This is a genomic window from Microbacterium sp. Root1433D1, from assembly GCF_001426835.1.
GTDB classification, from domain to species: domain Bacteria; phylum Actinomycetota; class Actinomycetes; order Actinomycetales; family Microbacteriaceae; genus Microbacterium; species Microbacterium maritypicum.
Map to the genome: position 1 here is coordinate 1,016,962 of NZ_LMFN01000001.1, position 14,719 is coordinate 1,031,680.

Annotated in this window: 10 protein-coding genes; 2 read left to right on the forward strand and 8 right to left on the reverse strand. The window is 68.9% G+C overall.

Annotated elements, in window-relative coordinates:
• Nucleotides 1-22: 22 nt before the first annotated feature.
• The 5 genes from ASD13_RS04920 to ASD13_RS04940 all read right to left on the reverse strand — a co-directional run bounded on the left by ASD13_RS04920 (nucleotide 23) and on the right by ASD13_RS04940 (nucleotide 7,768).
• Entirely contained in the window at nucleotides 23-3,031 is a 3,009-nt protein-coding gene (locus tag ASD13_RS04920; protein WP_055866282.1) for an alpha-mannosidase, read from the reverse strand.
• 81 nt (nucleotides 3,032-3,112) lie between these two features.
• Complete coding sequence (locus tag ASD13_RS04925) at nucleotides 3,113-4,579, reverse strand: family 20 glycosylhydrolase (protein ID WP_055866284.1); 1,467 nt, start codon at nucleotides 4,577-4,579, stop codon at nucleotides 3,113-3,115.
• A complete protein-coding gene (locus tag ASD13_RS04930; RefSeq protein WP_082531391.1) occupies nucleotides 4,576-5,493 on the reverse strand; it encodes a carbohydrate ABC transporter permease in 918 nt (305 codons plus the stop codon). Before ASD13_RS04930 ends, ASD13_RS04925 begins: the two co-directional genes overlap by 4 nt.
• Nucleotides 5,490-6,443, reverse strand: a complete 954-nt coding sequence (locus tag ASD13_RS04935) for a carbohydrate ABC transporter permease (protein ID WP_055866286.1) — start codon at nucleotides 6,441-6,443, stop codon at nucleotides 5,490-5,492. The genes ASD13_RS04930 and ASD13_RS04935 overlap by 4 nt, the downstream gene beginning before the upstream one ends.
• Before the next feature lie 35 nt (nucleotides 6,444-6,478).
• Nucleotides 6,479-7,768 (reverse strand): ABC transporter substrate-binding protein, encoded by a 1,290-nt coding sequence (locus ASD13_RS04940; RefSeq protein WP_055866288.1) that lies wholly within the window; start codon nucleotides 7,766-7,768, stop codon nucleotides 6,479-6,481.
• A gap of 163 nt (nucleotides 7,769-7,931) precedes the next feature.
• Here ASD13_RS04940 and ASD13_RS04945 point away from each other — a divergent pair, with 163 nt between their 5' ends.
• The gene (locus ASD13_RS04945; protein ID WP_055866290.1) at nucleotides 7,932-9,218 is read left to right on the forward strand and encodes a glycoside hydrolase 5 family protein; all 1,287 of its coding nucleotides are present in this window, start codon (nucleotides 7,932-7,934) and stop codon (nucleotides 9,216-9,218) included.
• Nucleotides 9,219-9,228: 10 nt separating this feature from the next.
• Here ASD13_RS04945 and ASD13_RS04950 read toward each other — a convergent pair whose 3' ends face one another.
• On the reverse strand, nucleotides 9,229-10,251 hold the full coding sequence (locus ASD13_RS04950) for a LacI family DNA-binding transcriptional regulator (protein WP_055866292.1): 1,023 nt from the start codon (nucleotides 10,249-10,251) through the stop codon (nucleotides 9,229-9,231).
• A 123-nt stretch (nucleotides 10,252-10,374) separates the two neighbouring features.
• Between ASD13_RS04950 and ASD13_RS04955 the strand changes: the two genes are divergently transcribed.
• Nucleotides 10,375-11,373 (forward strand): EndoS/ChiA family endoglycosidase, encoded by a 999-nt coding sequence (locus ASD13_RS04955; protein WP_157535572.1) that lies wholly within the window; start codon nucleotides 10,375-10,377, stop codon nucleotides 11,371-11,373.
• Nucleotides 11,374-11,404: 31 nt separating this feature from the next.
• On the opposite strand, the gene ASD13_RS04960 is transcribed toward ASD13_RS04955, so the two are convergent.
• Nucleotides 11,405-13,039 carry a fucose isomerase gene (locus tag ASD13_RS04960; protein ID WP_055866297.1) on the reverse strand — a complete coding sequence of 545 codons (1,635 nt, stop codon included), beginning with the start codon at nucleotides 13,037-13,039 and terminating at the stop codon, nucleotides 11,405-11,407.
• Entirely contained in the window at nucleotides 13,036-14,568 is a 1,533-nt protein-coding gene (locus tag ASD13_RS04965) for an FGGY-family carbohydrate kinase (protein WP_055866299.1), read from the reverse strand. The genes ASD13_RS04960 and ASD13_RS04965 overlap by 4 nt, the downstream gene beginning before the upstream one ends.
• Nucleotides 14,569-14,719 lie beyond the last annotated feature (151 nt).

Sequence of the window (14,719 nt, forward strand, 5' to 3'; positions counted from 1 at the left end):
ACTCCCGACCAGGACGCCCCTCTCAGCGCACGATGCGCAGCGTCCGCACCTCGAACGGACGCAGCTTCAGCTCGCCACCGGTCCTGGCGTCGTCGATGTCGTCTTCGATCAGGCTCACCTCGCGTACCTCGCGGTGCTCGAACCCGACAGAGACCTCGCCGGCCGCACGCCGTCCGAGCGCCTCGTACACGCGCACGATCACGTCGCCCGAGCCGTCGTCGGCCAACTTGACCGCCGACACCACGATGCCCTCTCCCTCCACCGACACGAGGGGCTCGACCTCGCGCTCACCGCGCACGACGCTCGGAAGCGCGTTGATCCGGATGCCCTCGGCCGTCGCGATCGCGGCATCCGCTCCGATCACGAAGCCGACCTCGATCTCGTGGTGACCGTGGTCGGTGTCGGGGTCGGGGAAGCGCGGCGCCCGCAGCAGCGAGAGCCGCACGGTCGTCACGACCGCGTCGTCGGACACCTCGCGCGAGGTGTCGTAGCCGTAGATCGAGTCGTTCACCAGGGCCACGCCGAAATCCTGCTCGCGCACCAGCACGAAGCGGTGCATCGACGTCTCGAACTTCGCCGCCTCCCAGCTGGTGTTCGTGTGCGTGACGCGCGACTGATAGCCGAACTGGGTCTCGGCGTCGGTGTGCGAGGCCTGCACGTCGAGCGGGAAGGCGAGCTTGAGCAGCTTCTCGGTCTCGTTCCAGTCGATCTCGTTGCGCAGCAGCACGGTGCGCGACTCCGGCTGGAGGATGATCGTCTGCTCGATGGTCGACTCCGAGAACGGACGCACGACCACGATCCGGGCGGAGCCTCCGACCATCGAGGCCTCGATCGACGAGACGGCCGTGAGGTCGGCGACGCTGCCCAGGTAGTACCGGTCGATGTCCCACGCATCCCACATGTTCGGGAAGTCCTGGTGCAGCTGGAACAGGTTCGCAGCCTTGCCCGGCGCGACGGCATCGCGACCGGTGCCCTTGTCGACGGCCGAGACGATCAGGCCATCGGCGGAGACGAGCACCGAGACGAGCTCGTTCTCCAGCCGCCAGCCGCCATCCTCCTCGGTGAGCGAGACCGGCGCCGCCGTGGACTCGGCCACGAAGGCCGCCCCGAGTGCGCGGCCGCGGCCGACCGATGTCGGCTCGAACTGCAGCTCCCGATCGCCCTCGCCGGCGAGAGAACGGCGGGCGGCGACGGCGATGTCGCGGGCATCCGAGAGCACATCCGACAGCACCGCGACCGCCTCGCGGTGCACCCACGCGATCGAGGTGCCGGGGAGGATGTCGTGGAACTCGTGCAGCAGCACGGCCTGCCACAGCCGGTCGAACTCGGCCTGGAGATACGCGGCGCCGGTGCGCACGGCATCGGTCGCGGCCCACAGCTCGGCCTCGATCAGCGCGTGCTCCGCCCACCGGTGCAGCGCCTTGGTGGCGTGCTGGCTGGTGAGCGTTCCGCGGTGCAGCTCGAGGTACAGCTCGCCGACCCACACCGCCGGGTTCGGCAGCTCGGCCTTGGCGGCGTCGAAGAAGTCGTCCGGGTGCTCCCACACGACCTGCGCGCTGCCCTCGAGGTCGCGCAGGCGCTCGGCCTTGCCCGTCATCTCGCGGGTCGTGCCACCGCCGCCGTCACCCCAGCCGACCGGGGCGATCGACCGCGAGCTGAGGCGGTTCTCCTTGAACTGGCGAGCGGCCTTCGCGACCTCCATGCCGCTGAGCTGCGAGTTGTAGGTGTCCATCGAGGGGAAGTGCGTGAACACCTGCGAACCGTCGATGCCCTCCCACAGGAAGGAGTGGTGCGGGAAGACGTTCTGCTGGTTCCAGGAGATCTTCTGCGTGAAGAACCACTCGAACCCGGCGCGGCGCATCAGCTGCGGCAGGGCCGGCGAGTACCCGAAGCTGTCCGGCAGCCAGACGCCCTTCGAGCGGATGCCGAACTCGCGCTCGAAGAACCGCTGCCCGTGCGAGAACTGCCGCACGAGCGACTCCCCCGTCGGCATCACGGTGTCGGACTCGACCCACATGCCGCCGAGCGGCAGGAAGCGCCCCGCGGCGACCGCGGCCTTGACCCGCTCCCACACCTCGGGGCGGTGCTCCTTGATCCACGCGTACTGCTGCGCGCTCGACATCCCGTACTGGAACTGCGGATGCTCGTCGATGAGCGTCGTCATCGACGACGTGGTGCGCGCGACCTTGCGGATCGTCTCCCGCACCGGCCACAGCCACGCCGAGTCGATGTGCGCGTGTCCGACGGCCGAGATGCGGTGCGCACTCGCCTCGGCGGGCGCGGCGAGCACGTCGGCGAGGCGGGCGCGGGCGGCGGGCGCGGTCGCCACGATGCGCTGCAGGTCGAGCACGTCGAGCGCGTCGTCCATGGCCTGCAGGATGCGCATGCGCCGTGGCGAGGTCGCCGGCAGCTCGGCCTGCAGCTCGAACAGCACCTCCAGGTCGAGGGAAAGGTCGAAGACCTCCTCCTCGAACACCGCCAGATCCATCCGGCGCGTGCGGTAGAGCGGCTCCTTCGAGGAGGTGAGGATGTCGCCCTCCTGCGTCGGCAGGAAGGGGTGGTAATCGAGCAGCACCGGGTTGGATGCCGCTTCGAGATACAGCTCGACGGGCTCTTCGCCCGCGGCGGCCTCGGCGATCGGCACCCACTGGTTGCGCGGATTGATGCTCTTCACGGGAATCGGATCGGAATCCGTGGCGCCCCGGCGATAGGCCAGCGCCTCGCACTGGAAGCCGGTCATGTTCACGTCGAAGCCGAGATCGATGAGAGCCTCGACACGACGCCCCGCCCACTCGGCCGGCACGCGGCCGGTGAGCTTGAACCAGGTGGTGCCCCAGGCCGGCCCCCAGGGAGCGCCGACCGCACCGGGCTCGAAGTCGAGCGCGAGTCCCTCGGCAGGAGCGATCGGCTCGCCCGGCAGCTCGTGGATCTCGACGCCCAGCGGCACGGAAGCGGAGTGGATCGCGGGGCGGATGCGCTCCTCGAGCACGCGCTTGACGCGGCCGACGGTGAGCGAGGTGTCGTCATGCATGGGTGGGTCTCCGGGCTCGACGGTGGGTGGGGGACGGGGTTCTGAACGGGGATGACTCGGATCGGTGCAGACGGCTCGACGCTACCGGGCGCACGGCCCCGGGGCGGTCGCGACACCGATCGCCGCGTCGATCTCGCAGAACTGATCGTGCGAGAGTGCGCTGGTGCCGTTCCACGCGCGCTCGGCCATCGCCCGCAGCGGCCTGCGGACGCCGTCGGCGACCTCTTCGGGGGTCTGCGCCGAAGCATCGTCGGACCAGACGGAGAACGAGGCCCCGAGGAGCCGAGCGGGGTAGGGCATCGGGATCTCCTGCCGGGTGCCGTCCGGGAGCGCAGGGAACAGACCCGGATGCCACTCGGACTCCCAGATGCGCGCGCTCGTCGGATACGTGTAGCCCGCCTTCTCTCCGAGGACGTAGTACAACAGCGCGTCGTGGAAGTTCACGAGGGGGTTCCCCGCGTCGACGGCGGCGGCGAGCGGCCGCATCTCGACGTGCCAGTTCGTCCACCAGGTCAGCACGAGATCCGGGTCGAGGGCGACGGTCTCGCTGCGGAGCATCCCGTCGTTCCAGACGCGCGGGGCGAGGCCGCGTGCACGGAGGTGCGCCGACATGGCGTTCACGAACGCGGTCAGCAGGTCGAAGCCGGTGGCGCGGGGCCCGTGCTTCTCCCTGGCGGCGGCGGCCAGCGCGGGATACTCCTCGATGCGCGCGAAGTCGACGAATTCGTCGCCGCCGAGGTGCCAGCGCGTGCTGCGCGGGAACAGCGCGGCGACGTCGTCGATCAGCGCCGCGGCGAAGTCGACCGCTGCGGTGCGGGTGATGTCCAGCGCATGATCGGTCGGCAGGCCGCCGGCGTCCGGCAGCCGGAGCTCCGGATGCGCGGCGAGGGCGTGGCGGAGGTGGCCCGGCATGTCGAGGGAGGGCACGAGGTCGATGTGCAGGTCGGCGGCGGTGTCGGCCACGACCAGGGCCTCGGCGCGGGTGACATGAGCGCTCGAGACGATCTCGGGGAAGGCCTCCGAGCCGATCCGGAAGCCCTCGTTCTCGGACACGTGCCATTGGAAGGTCGTGATGCCGACGTCGGCCAGCGCGTGCAGCAGGTCGACGATCCACGGCGCGGGGAAGTGCTTGCGGGCGGCGTCGAGGTGGAACCCTCGTTCCGTGACCACGGGCGCGGAGCAGACCCGGCCGTGCGGCACGAGGCCCTGCGCCCGCAGGTTGTGCAGCAGCTGACGTGTCGCCCGGAACGCCCCGGCCGCGGTGCTTGCGGACACCGCGATGTCCTCGCCGACCGTGATCTCGAACGACTCGTCGGCCCTGTCGTCTCGCCGAAGACGCACGACGGAACCTTCGCCGTCCGGGATGCCGAGGGCTGCGAGCTCCCGGGTCAACCGCTCCGCCTCCCGCGCGAGCATCGGGTCATCGGCCGCGACCCTGACCGTGGAGGGTCTCCATGCGCCGCTCGACAGCTCCGCCGTCGTCGGCTGCGGGATCGCGAGCCAGGGACGCGGGCTGTCGGCGCGGCCGGTGTCGTGCAGTGCAGTCACCCCTTGACGCTTCCCTCTTCGACGCCCTTGAAGAACTGCCGCTGCAGTACCGCGAACAGCAGGATGATCGGCACCAGCGCGATCATCGTCCCCGCCGCGATCACGCGCGGATTCGCGGCGAAGTTCGAGCTCAGATACTGCATGCCGACGGTCAGCGTGTAGTTCGCGGGATCCGACAGCACGACCAGAGGCCAGAGGAAGTCGTCCCAGGCGCCGATGAAGGCGAACAGCGCGACGACCGAGACCATGCCGCGGACGTTCGGCCACACGATGTGGCGCAGACGCTGCATCGTGTTGGCGCCGTCGATGGTCGCCGCATCCAGGGTATCCGGGGGGATCATGCGGCAGGCGGCCATCATCAGCAGCACGTTGATCGCCGCGATGGCTCCGGGGAGGAACACGCCCCACAGGGTGTTCGCGAGGCCGAGCGACTTGACCGTGAGGTACTGGCTCGTCAGCGTGACCTCGCCGGGCAGGAGCAGCGTCGAGAAGAAGATCGCGAGCACGATCCACTTGCCGCGGAACTTCATGGTGCCCAGCGCATAGCCGCCGATCGTGGCGAAGACCACGTTGGTGAGCACGGTGCCGACGCCCACGAGGAGCGAGTGCCACGCGTAGTCGAGCACCGGGATCGTGCGGAACACCTCGGCGTAGTTGTCGAGGGTCGGCGCGTTCGGGATCAGCGACGGCGGGAAGTCGTAGATGTTCTCGGCCGCGCCCTTGAACGAGGTCGACATCTGCCACAGGAACGGGAAGACCATGATGGCGAGCACACCGATAAGCAGCGCGTACTTGCCGATCAGTCCAACGAGGGACGGCTTCATGATGTCGGCCGAACCCCGCGTGCGGTAGGGCCGATCGCGCCGCTCTTTCGGAGTGCTCTCCTGAGTGACCATCGCTCGCGTCGTCGTCATCGCCTGGCCTCCTCTGCCGCCGCGAGTCTGGCGAGCTTCGCGTCCTTGGCCGCGCGCCGTCCGGCGAGGGCTTCCTTGATCGTGTCGCTGTTGTTCGCGACGCCCACGATCGCCAGGGGCACCAGGGTGAGTAGGAACAGCACGAGCGAGATGGCCGATGCGTAGCCGACCTGACCGTTGAGGCCCTTGCCCATCGATTGGATGAGCATGACCATGCTCATCGCCTGTCCGCCGGGGCCGCCGGAGCCGCCCGAGAGCACGTACAGCTCGGTGAACACCCGCATCGCCCCCACGCACACCAGCACGGAGACGAGCATCATCGGACCGCGCACACCCGGAACGGTGACGGACCAGAAGCGGCGCCAGCGTCCGGCTCCGTCCATCGCCGCGGCCTCATGCAGCTCACGTCCGACGTTTCCGAGCGCGGCGAGATACACGACCATGTAGTACCCGAGCCCCTTCCAGACCGTGAGTCCGATGGCGCAGCCGATCAGGAGCCACCGATCGGAGAGGAACTCGACGGGCCGATCGATCAGCCCGAAGAAGCTCAGCGCCGAGTTGATCGTGCCGCTTCCGGAGAACAAGAACTCCCACACGATCGCCACCACGACCGCCGATGCGATCACGGGGAAGTAGAACGTGGTGCGGAAGAAGCCGATCGCCGGGATCTTGCTGTGCACGAGGAGCGCGAGCAGCAGCGGGAGGAACGTCAGCAGCGGCACGCACACCACGACGTAGACGAGCGACGTCGTCAGCGCATAGCCGAACCGGTCGTCGCCGAGCATCTTCTCGAAGTTGTCGAGTCCCACGAACTGCGCGGGACGAAGGGGGCGGGCGTCCGTGAACGCGAGGGCGATCGTGTTCAGGAACGGCCAGAGGGCGAACACGAACACCCAGATCACACCAGGGAGCACGAGCAGGTACGGCGTGTACCAGCGCTGTCGTCTCATGAGGCATCCACCCCCTTCATCTCCGCGTCATCGGCTCAGCCGACGACGTTCTGCTCCGCGTACTCGACCGCCTTGTCCAGGGCCTCCTGCGCCGTGATGTCGCCCTTGACCGCGAGAGCGATCTGCTGCTTGGCGTAGGTCTCCATGGCCTCGGTGAACTGCGGGGCGCCGAGCATCCGCGCGTCGTTCATCTGCGAGGCGGCGAGGTCGTTGGCCGTGGCCTGCATCTCGTTCTGGGCGGTCTCGGCGAACACCGACGGGTCCTCGTTCGCGGCCTTGGTGCCGGGGAAGAACCCGGTGGCGAGCTTCACGAACTCGATCTGGTTGTCGGTGTTCGTGAGGAACTCGGCGAAGGCCACAGCGGTGGCGGCGTTGTCGGAGTTCGCCGAGACGCTGATGCCCTGCACGAACAGCGGCGGGTTGCCGAAGCCGTTGGTCACGTCGACGTCGGGGAGCAGGGTCGGGGCGTTGACCGCGATGTCCTTGTCGATGTAGTTCGGGCCTGCGGTCGCCCAGGCCACCGTGCCCTTGTTGAAGTTGTTGATGTTGGCGTTCGCGGTGCCGGCGTTCTGCAGCGCCTCCGGCGAGATCGCGCCGGCCTTGTAGAGCTCCGCATAGCGCTCGACGATCGCGACGGCCTCGGGAGTGTTGAAGACGAACTTCCCGTCCTTGTACACATCCTGCGTGCCCCCGCCGTCGGACACCATGATCTGGAGCGATTTAGGGCTCGGCACGTCGGAGATGGTCTGGATACCGGCGGCGGCGAGCTGCTCGGCCGCATCCATCGTCTCCTCGAACGTCTGCGGAGTCGCGGTGACGCCTCCCTGCGCGAGCAGCGCCGTGTTCCAGTAGTTGAGCTCGGTGCCGAGATACCACGGGAAGCCGAACGACCCGTCGATGCCGTCGTACGTGTAGGCCTCGACACCGCCGTCGACGTAGTCGCCGATGACCTTCGAGGCGCTGCCCAGGTCGAGCAGCTGGTCCGCCGAGGCCAACGAGTAGGCATACTCGGGCGGGAGGTTGATGACGTCGGGCAGCTCGCCGGACTCGGCCTGCTGCAGGATCTTGTCCTCGTACCCGTCGGCGGGCTGGTCGATCCACTTCACCGTGGTGCCGGGGTTCTCCTTCTCGAAGGCATCGATGACGCCCTCGAAGTACGGGGTGAACTTGTCGTTCTTGAGCGACCAGGTCTGGAAGGAGATCTCTCCCCCCACCTCCCCGTCCGCGGCCGATCCGCCGGAGGTCGAGGCCCCGCCCGTGCAGGCCGTGAGCGCGAATGCTGTGGCCACCGCGATGCCTGCGGCGACACTGGTGCGGATCTTCATGGACATTCTCCTTCGAAGTGATCCAGGCTGCGGCGTCTCGTTCGAGTCGCTGTGACAACCCCTACTAAAACGATATAGTGACCATAGCATGCCATAACGGCGCGCTCGGGGTCCAGCCCCGCCGCACGCCGCTCCGCCACCGTCGGTCCCGGAAAGGACAGCGATGACCACCTCCGCCGCCCCGCTGCGCTTCGGCGCCAACTACACCCCGCGCTCCCAGTGGATGCACGCGTGGATGTCGCTGGATCTCGACGAGGTGCGCCGCGACTTCGCCGCCCTCGCCGACCTGGGCCTCGACCACCTGCGCATCTTCCCCCTGTGGACCGTTCTGCAGCCGAACCGCACGCTGATCCGCGACGAGGCCGTCGACGACGTGCGGGCCGTGGTCGATGTCGCTGCCGAGTTCGGGCTGGATGCGAGCGTCGACGTGATCCAGGGACACCTGTCGAGCTTCGACTTCATCCCGTCGTGGCTGTTCACGTGGCACGACAAGAACATGTTCACGCACCCGGATGCACTCAGCGGCCAAGCCGAACTCGTCACCCGCCTCGGCGAGAGACTCGGAGGTGCCTCCAACTTCCTGGGCTTCACGCTCGGCAACGAGACCAATCAGTTCTCGGCGCAGACGCATCCCTCCCCGTGGCCGGTCACCGAGGCGGAGGCCGCGAACTGGATCACGACGCTCCTGGACGCCGCGCACGCCGCGGCCCCCGCGCAGCAGCACGTGCACAGCGAGTACGACGCCGCCTGGTACATGGACGGACACGGCTTCACCCCCGCACTGGCCTCGCGCCTGGGCGACATCACGACCGTGCACTCGTGGATCTTCAACGGCACCGCGCAGAGGTACGGCGGGCGGTCGGTGGCGTCCGACCGTCACGCCGAGTACATGATCGAGCTCGCCCGCGGATTCGCCACCGACCCCGCGAAGCCCATCTGGCTGCAGGAGGTCGGCGCCCCGTCGAACTGCCTGACGCCCGCGCAGACCCCCGACTTCCTCGAGGCGACCCTGCGCTCGGTCGCCCGCACCGAGAACCTCTGGGGCGTGACCTGGTGGTGCTCGCACGACGTGAGCCGCAGTCTCGCCGACTTCCCCGAGCTCGAGTACACGCTCGGGCTCGTGGATCAGAACGGCGAGGCCAAGCCGATCGGCCGCCGTTTCGCCGACCTCATCCCCGAACTGCGCGAGCGCAGACCCGCCCCCGCCCGCCCCGTCGGCATCGTCGTGGAGGTCGATGAGAACGACACGCCCGTCAGCCGCGGCGCGATGAGCCCCGGCGGCACGATCTTCCAGGCCTGGGTCGACGCCTGCGAGGCGGGCGCGGACCCCGCCATCGTCACGTCGAGCGACGCTGCCCGGCCCGAGGTGCTCGCCGCGCGCGGGATCACCGAACTGATCAGACCGGTCGTCGAGCGCACCGAGTACGCCTCACGGAACACCGTCGTCTGAGCCCTCCCCCTCAGCGCGGCGCGGCCGTGCTCTCGCGAACCGTGAGCTGCGGGACCGCGGCCACCCGATCGGGGAGCATCTCGGCGGCGTCGATCTGTTCGAGCAGGAACTCCGCCGCATCCGCCCCGAGCCCGAACGTGTCGCGGGTGATGCAGGTGATCGAAGGGTGCACGAGTCCGGCGACGACGGAATCGTCGAACGAGGCGATGGAGAGATCGGACGGCACGGCCAGCCCCATCTCCTGAGCCACGCGCAGTCCGGCGATCGCCATCACGTCGTTGTCGAACACGACCGCGGTGGGCCGGTCGGCACGGCTCAGCAGACGACGCATGGTGGCGGAGGCTGCGGCCGGCGAGAAGTCGGTGGCGATGGTCTCTCCCGTGACGCCGCGGCTGCTCAACCCGCGGAGCACGTCGGTGCGCAGACGCGTGTGCTGGAACTCTGCGGGCCCGGCGACGTAGGCGAGCGAACGGTGCCCCAAGGCCACGAGGTAGTCGAAGAGCGAGTGGGCGACCTGACTGTCATCCAGCCAGATCGTCGCGGGGTGCCCGTCCTCCGAGGCGTCGCTGCCGATCACGACCGCCGGCAGCGGAAGGTCGCGCAGGACGGGGAGGCGGGGATCGTCGTCTCGCGGGTCGATCACGATCACTCCGTCGACCTGATTGGCGCTGCGCCAGCGCCTGTAGGTCGCCACCTCCTCTTCGATCGAGGAGACCAGCACCATCTGCATCGCGATGCGTCTGGCGGCGAGGGCGGACTGCGCTCCGGCGATCAGATCAGTGAAGAAGGCTTCGGTGCCGAGGGTGTCTGCCGGGCGGTTGACCGCGAATCCGACGACGCCGGCGCGGGCTCCCACGAGTGCCCTGGCGGCGGAGCTGGGGAGCCATTGGTGCTCCTCGGCGATGTCGAGGATGCGCTGCCGGGTCTGCTCGCTGACGCCCGGGCGGCCGTTGAGCGCGAAGGACACGGCTCCCGGCGACACCCCTGCCAGCCGGGCGATGTCCGTGATGGTCACGCGCTTCGCTTTGGACATGCCCCAACTGTAGCGATACAGGTCTGAGGCGGTTCTTGGACTGTGCACAACAGCCCAACGCTGCTACCGTGCTACTAAATCGCTTAACCTCTGCGATCCGACGACGAAGTCTGGAGTGTGAAGATGAAGAAGTCATGGTCCGCCGCAGCAGCCGCAGGGCTCGCCGCGTCCTTGCTGGTGGCCGTCGCGCCCGCGTCCGCTACCGCAACCGGAGACACTGCCTCGACAGACGGCGCATCCGCCGCCTCGTGCGCAGCCGACCCGCAGTACTTCGCCTACTACCGCACGTGGCGTGACGCGAACGCATCTTGGCCGGGCAGCGAGAACGACCCGGAGAACCCGGCGGACAACACGCAGCGGATGGACGATCTCCCCGACGGCGTGGACGTCGCCTTCGTGTTCAACGCCTATGTGAGCGACGATTCCGGGTTCTGGGACGTGCTGAAGAACGAGTACGTGCCAAACCTGCACGCGCAGGGCACCCGTGTCGTCCGCACGATCGACATCGGCGTGATCCTCGACGCACCCACGGCCGACACCCCGGCCGCCTATGCCGCGGCAGCCGACGAGATCCTCGCCGAATACGTCACCGACGACGGCCTCGACGGCCTCGACGTCGACATGGAGCGCTCTCTCACGGCCGCCCAGGTCGCTCGCGTGACCGGAGTCTTCCGGGCCCTGTCAGAGCACCTCGGACCGCAGTCCGGCACTGAGCGGCTCTTCATCTACGACACGAACCAGGAAGGCACCCACCCGCTCACGGCCGGGATCGCCCCCTACGTCTCCTACGTCCTCGTGCAGTCCTACGGCCGCTCGGTCTCCGGGCTGCAATCGACATGGGAGAGCTACGCACCCTACTTCGACGCGTGCCAGTACCTGATCGGGTTCTCGTTCTACGAGGAGCGCGGGCAGGACTGGGGCGACACGACGGAGCCTTTCGACGCCTCCCGCGCCGCCCGCTACGCCGACTGGCAGCCCACGGGCGCGACCAAGGCCGGCATCTTCTCCTACGCCGTGGACCGCGACGGCAAGGTCCCCGGCGACGACACCATCACCGAGTCCGACTTCTCGTGGAGCACTCGGCTCATCGAGCGGCAGGATGCCGCAGCGGTTTCTCACTGAGACGGCCCGAGCCGAGAGGCTCACCGGCGGGTCAGACCGTCACATCTCCCACCAGGTTGACCTTGATGCCCATCCCGGCGAACATCCCGGCCTTCGCGATCAGGGCCTTGTCCGCCGTCTCCGCATCCGGGGCGTAGACCAGCTGCGCATGGTTGGCCTTGTGGCGGGCCATGAACTGGTCGCGCGAGATGCCGTGCAGCACCACGTGGGCGATCGGCCATTCCGGGTTGGTGGCGTCCTTGCGGCGCTGCGTCTCCTCCTCCGGCAGCTCCACGACCGAGGCCCGGAAGATGTCGGCCTGCAGGATGCCCTCGGCGATGAAGACGCGCGACAGCACGATCTCGCCGGGCTTCGAGACACCGTTGATCGTGGCACCGCCCGCGGGGAAGAACACGTGGCCCTGACGCCAGCCCTCGGCGTTCTGCCACCCGCCCAGGTGTGAGGCGGGCACCGAGCCGGAGATCTCATAGACCCAGACGAACCGACCGTCGTAGTCCTCGCCCCAGCGCACGTCGTGCAGGGTGTTGTCGGGCACGAGACCCATCGCGCGCCACACCCGGTCGGTGACGAGCGCGTCGACCGCGACGCCCTCGTCTGCTTCGTTGAAGTGCGGGAAGGCGCGGCCCTCGTGCAGCACGCGCGAGCCGTCGCGCGAGGTCACCGGCGGGCGTTCGGTGGAGTTCAGGATGCCCTCGGCCAGGTCGGATGCCGGCACCAGGTCCTTCAGCCCCTGCTGATATTGGATGCCGACCGCGTCGAGCCCGAAGTCGTCGGCGATGCGGAGCGCGGCGATGTACATCTTCAACTGCCACTGCACCTGCTCGCGCGTGAGCTCGGTGGCGGCGTCCGCGCCGTACCGGAAGGTCATGCCCGCCTCGATCAGCCAGTCGTAGGCGGCATCCGCCTCGTCCTCGGTGACGTTCAGCATCTCGGCGTACAGCGCCGACTGCGACAGGCGCTCCTTGTAGATGCCGGTCTGGTTGAGCAGCTCGTCGTCGAAGATCGCGTTGTACATGCCCATGCAGCCCTCGTCGAAGACGCCGATGATGGCCTTCTCGGCGAGCAGCTCTGCCGCGAGCGCCTCGCCCAGCTGCTTCTCGGGGCTGTCCGGCAGCGCGGGCAGCGCCCGCACGTGCGAGGCGTCGTGCGTGATGGCGCCGGTCTCGGTCCACTCCCTGATGCCGTCGGTGAACCACTCGTCGGTGAAGTCGACCGACCAGGTCGTCGCGTACGGCTTGTCCATCTTGGCGAGCCCCGCGTTCAGACCGAGCAGCCCGACGAGGCCGGGCCAGTCCCCCGCGAAGTTCGCGACCGTGAGGATGGGCCCCTCATGCGACCGGAGACCGGCGAGCACGTGGTGGGAGTACTGCCAGTTGGCGATCGCGACGATCAGAGGAGCATCGACGGGGATGCCCTTGAACACCTCGAGGCCCATGCGCTGGCTCGAGATGAAGCCGTGCCCGGTCTGCGGGTCCACCCCGAACGGGCGGATGACCTCCCAGCCGAGCGCGTTCAGCACTCCGGTGACGCCGCTCTCGAGCTCGACCTGCGTCGGCCAGCCGGCGATGTTCGCCGACTCGCGCAGGTCGCCGGACGTGATGATGTACGCGGTCTTCGGCGCGGTGGCGGGGCGGGGAGCCGCGGTCGGCAGGGTGTACGTGGTCATGATGCCTCCGGGGCGATGGGGGTGGTGGTCGGGGTGGTCGGGGCGGCACCGCGCTGCGCGGCGGCGAGTTCGTGCACGACGGATCTCGATCCCTCATAGAGGCGCACGTAGCGTTCGAACAGGGAGTCGTAGAGCGGCCGCAGCGCCTCATCCGGGCTGATGCGCTCCGAGATCGGGTTCCAGGCGGTGATCGTCGGCTCCTCGCCTTGTGCAGCGGTCGCGGTCGCCGCCAGGAAGGCCGCGCCGTAGCTCGCGCCGATCGTCGTCGCAGGCACCTCCTGCACGAGGCCGGTGACGTCGGAGACGATCTGCAGCCACAACCGTCCCTGCGTTCCGCCGCCGACCGCGACGATGCGGCGGATGTCGGCACCCGCCGCCCGCATGGTCTCGACGTTGTGCCGCACCCCCAGGGCGGTCGCCTCCAGCGCCGCACGGTACAGGTCGCCGCGCGTGTGCGCGAGGGTGAGGCCCGCGATCACGCCCCGAGCGTCCGGATCCTGGATCGGCGTGCGCTCGCCCGCGAAGTAGGGCAGGACGAGGAGGCCGTTCGCGCCGGCACCCGACGCGGCAGCCTCGGTGAGCAGTTCGGGATAGTCGGCACCGGTCAGGCCTTTGAGCCATGCGGTGAGAGCGCCGGACGTCGAGAGGCCGCCTGCGAGGTTGCGGGTGCCGGCGAAGGCCCCGGCCGTGGTCCACATCGACGGCGTCCGCAGGGTCTCTTCGCCGGTGGCCACGAGGAACATGGTCGTGCCGTACATCAGCATCAGGTCGCCGACCTCGTGCGCGCCGACGCTGACGGCTTCGGTCCAGGCATCGATCGTCCCGGCGATCACGGGCGTGCCCGAGGGGATCCCGGTGAGGGCTGCCGCCTCGGCCGTGACCTCTCCGGCGACCTCGCCCGCCCAGTGCAGCCGCGGCCGCTCGATCTCCCCCGTATATCGCGTCCACCACGGGTCGTGCCAGCACTCGCCCTCGATGTCGTAGAGGGGAGAGACCTGACTGGCGGACTGGTGATCGAGCACGTACGCACCGGTGAGCCGGCGCGCGAGCCAGGACGCGGGCATGTACAGCCGTCGCGCTCGCTCCCATGCCTCGGGCTCCTCCTCCGCGATCCAGGCGATCTTCGGCCCGCCCGCCTGCGAGGTCAGGGTCGATCCGCCGATGCGCGTGATCTCGTCGACGCCGAGCTCGGCGGTCATGCGCTCGATCTGCGCGGTCGAGCGGGTGTCGACGCCGTAGAGGATGGCCGGGCGCACGGGTTCGTCGCGTTCGTCGGCGAGCAGGATGCAGGGCCCCATGCCGCTGACGCCCACACCGACGATCTCGGCATCGGGGACTCCGGCGAGCAGTTCGCGCGCGATCGCGACGAACTCGTCCCACCAGATCGCGGCGTCCATCTCGACCCAGCCCGTGCGAGGGCGTTCGACGTCGTGCGCTCTGGTCGCCGTCGCCAGGATGCCGCCGTCGGCACCGACCAGCACGCCCTTGCTGCTGGACGTGCCGATGTCCACCCCCAGGGTGCAGCGCATGGAGTCCTCCTCGTGCCGGGACGACGGAGTCCTCGGTCTGATCGCCACTGTACGCGAAATCGATTTCATGCCGCAAGGCACGAGTAGTCCTGCACCACTCGCGCCAGAGAGTGATCTGCCCACCGAGAGCGGCTTTCTGGCTGACCAGCAC

Bases quoted from the DNA above. Each gene is read 5' to 3' on its own strand.
- ASD13_RS04955 (WP_157535572.1), top strand. From the start codon at position 10,375: ATGAAGAAGTCATGGTCCGCCGCAGCAGCCGCAGGGCTCGCCGCGTCC.
- ASD13_RS04920 (WP_055866282.1), bottom strand. From the start codon at position 3,031: ATGCATGACGACACCTCGCTCACCGTCGGCCGCGTCAAGCGCGTGCTC.
- ASD13_RS04940 (WP_055866288.1), bottom strand. From the start codon at position 7,768: ATGAAGATCCGCACCAGTGTCGCCGCAGGCATCGCGGTGGCCACAGCA.
- ASD13_RS04965 (WP_055866299.1), bottom strand. From the start codon at position 14,568: ATGCGCTGCACCCTGGGGGTGGACATCGGCACGTCCAGCAGCAAGGGC.
- ASD13_RS04945 (WP_055866290.1), top strand. From the start codon at position 7,932: ATGACCACCTCCGCCGCCCCGCTGCGCTTCGGCGCCAACTACACCCCG.
- ASD13_RS04960 (WP_055866297.1), bottom strand. From the start codon at position 13,039: ATGACCACGTACACCCTGCCGACCGCGGCTCCCCGCCCCGCCACCGCG.
- ASD13_RS04950 (WP_055866292.1), bottom strand. From the start codon at position 10,251: ATGTCCAAAGCGAAGCGCGTGACCATCACGGACATCGCCCGGCTGGCA.
- ASD13_RS04935 (WP_055866286.1), bottom strand. From the start codon at position 6,443: ATGAGACGACAGCGCTGGTACACGCCGTACCTGCTCGTGCTCCCTGGT.
- ASD13_RS04930 (WP_082531391.1), bottom strand. From the start codon at position 5,493: ATGACGACGACGCGAGCGATGGTCACTCAGGAGAGCACTCCGAAAGAG.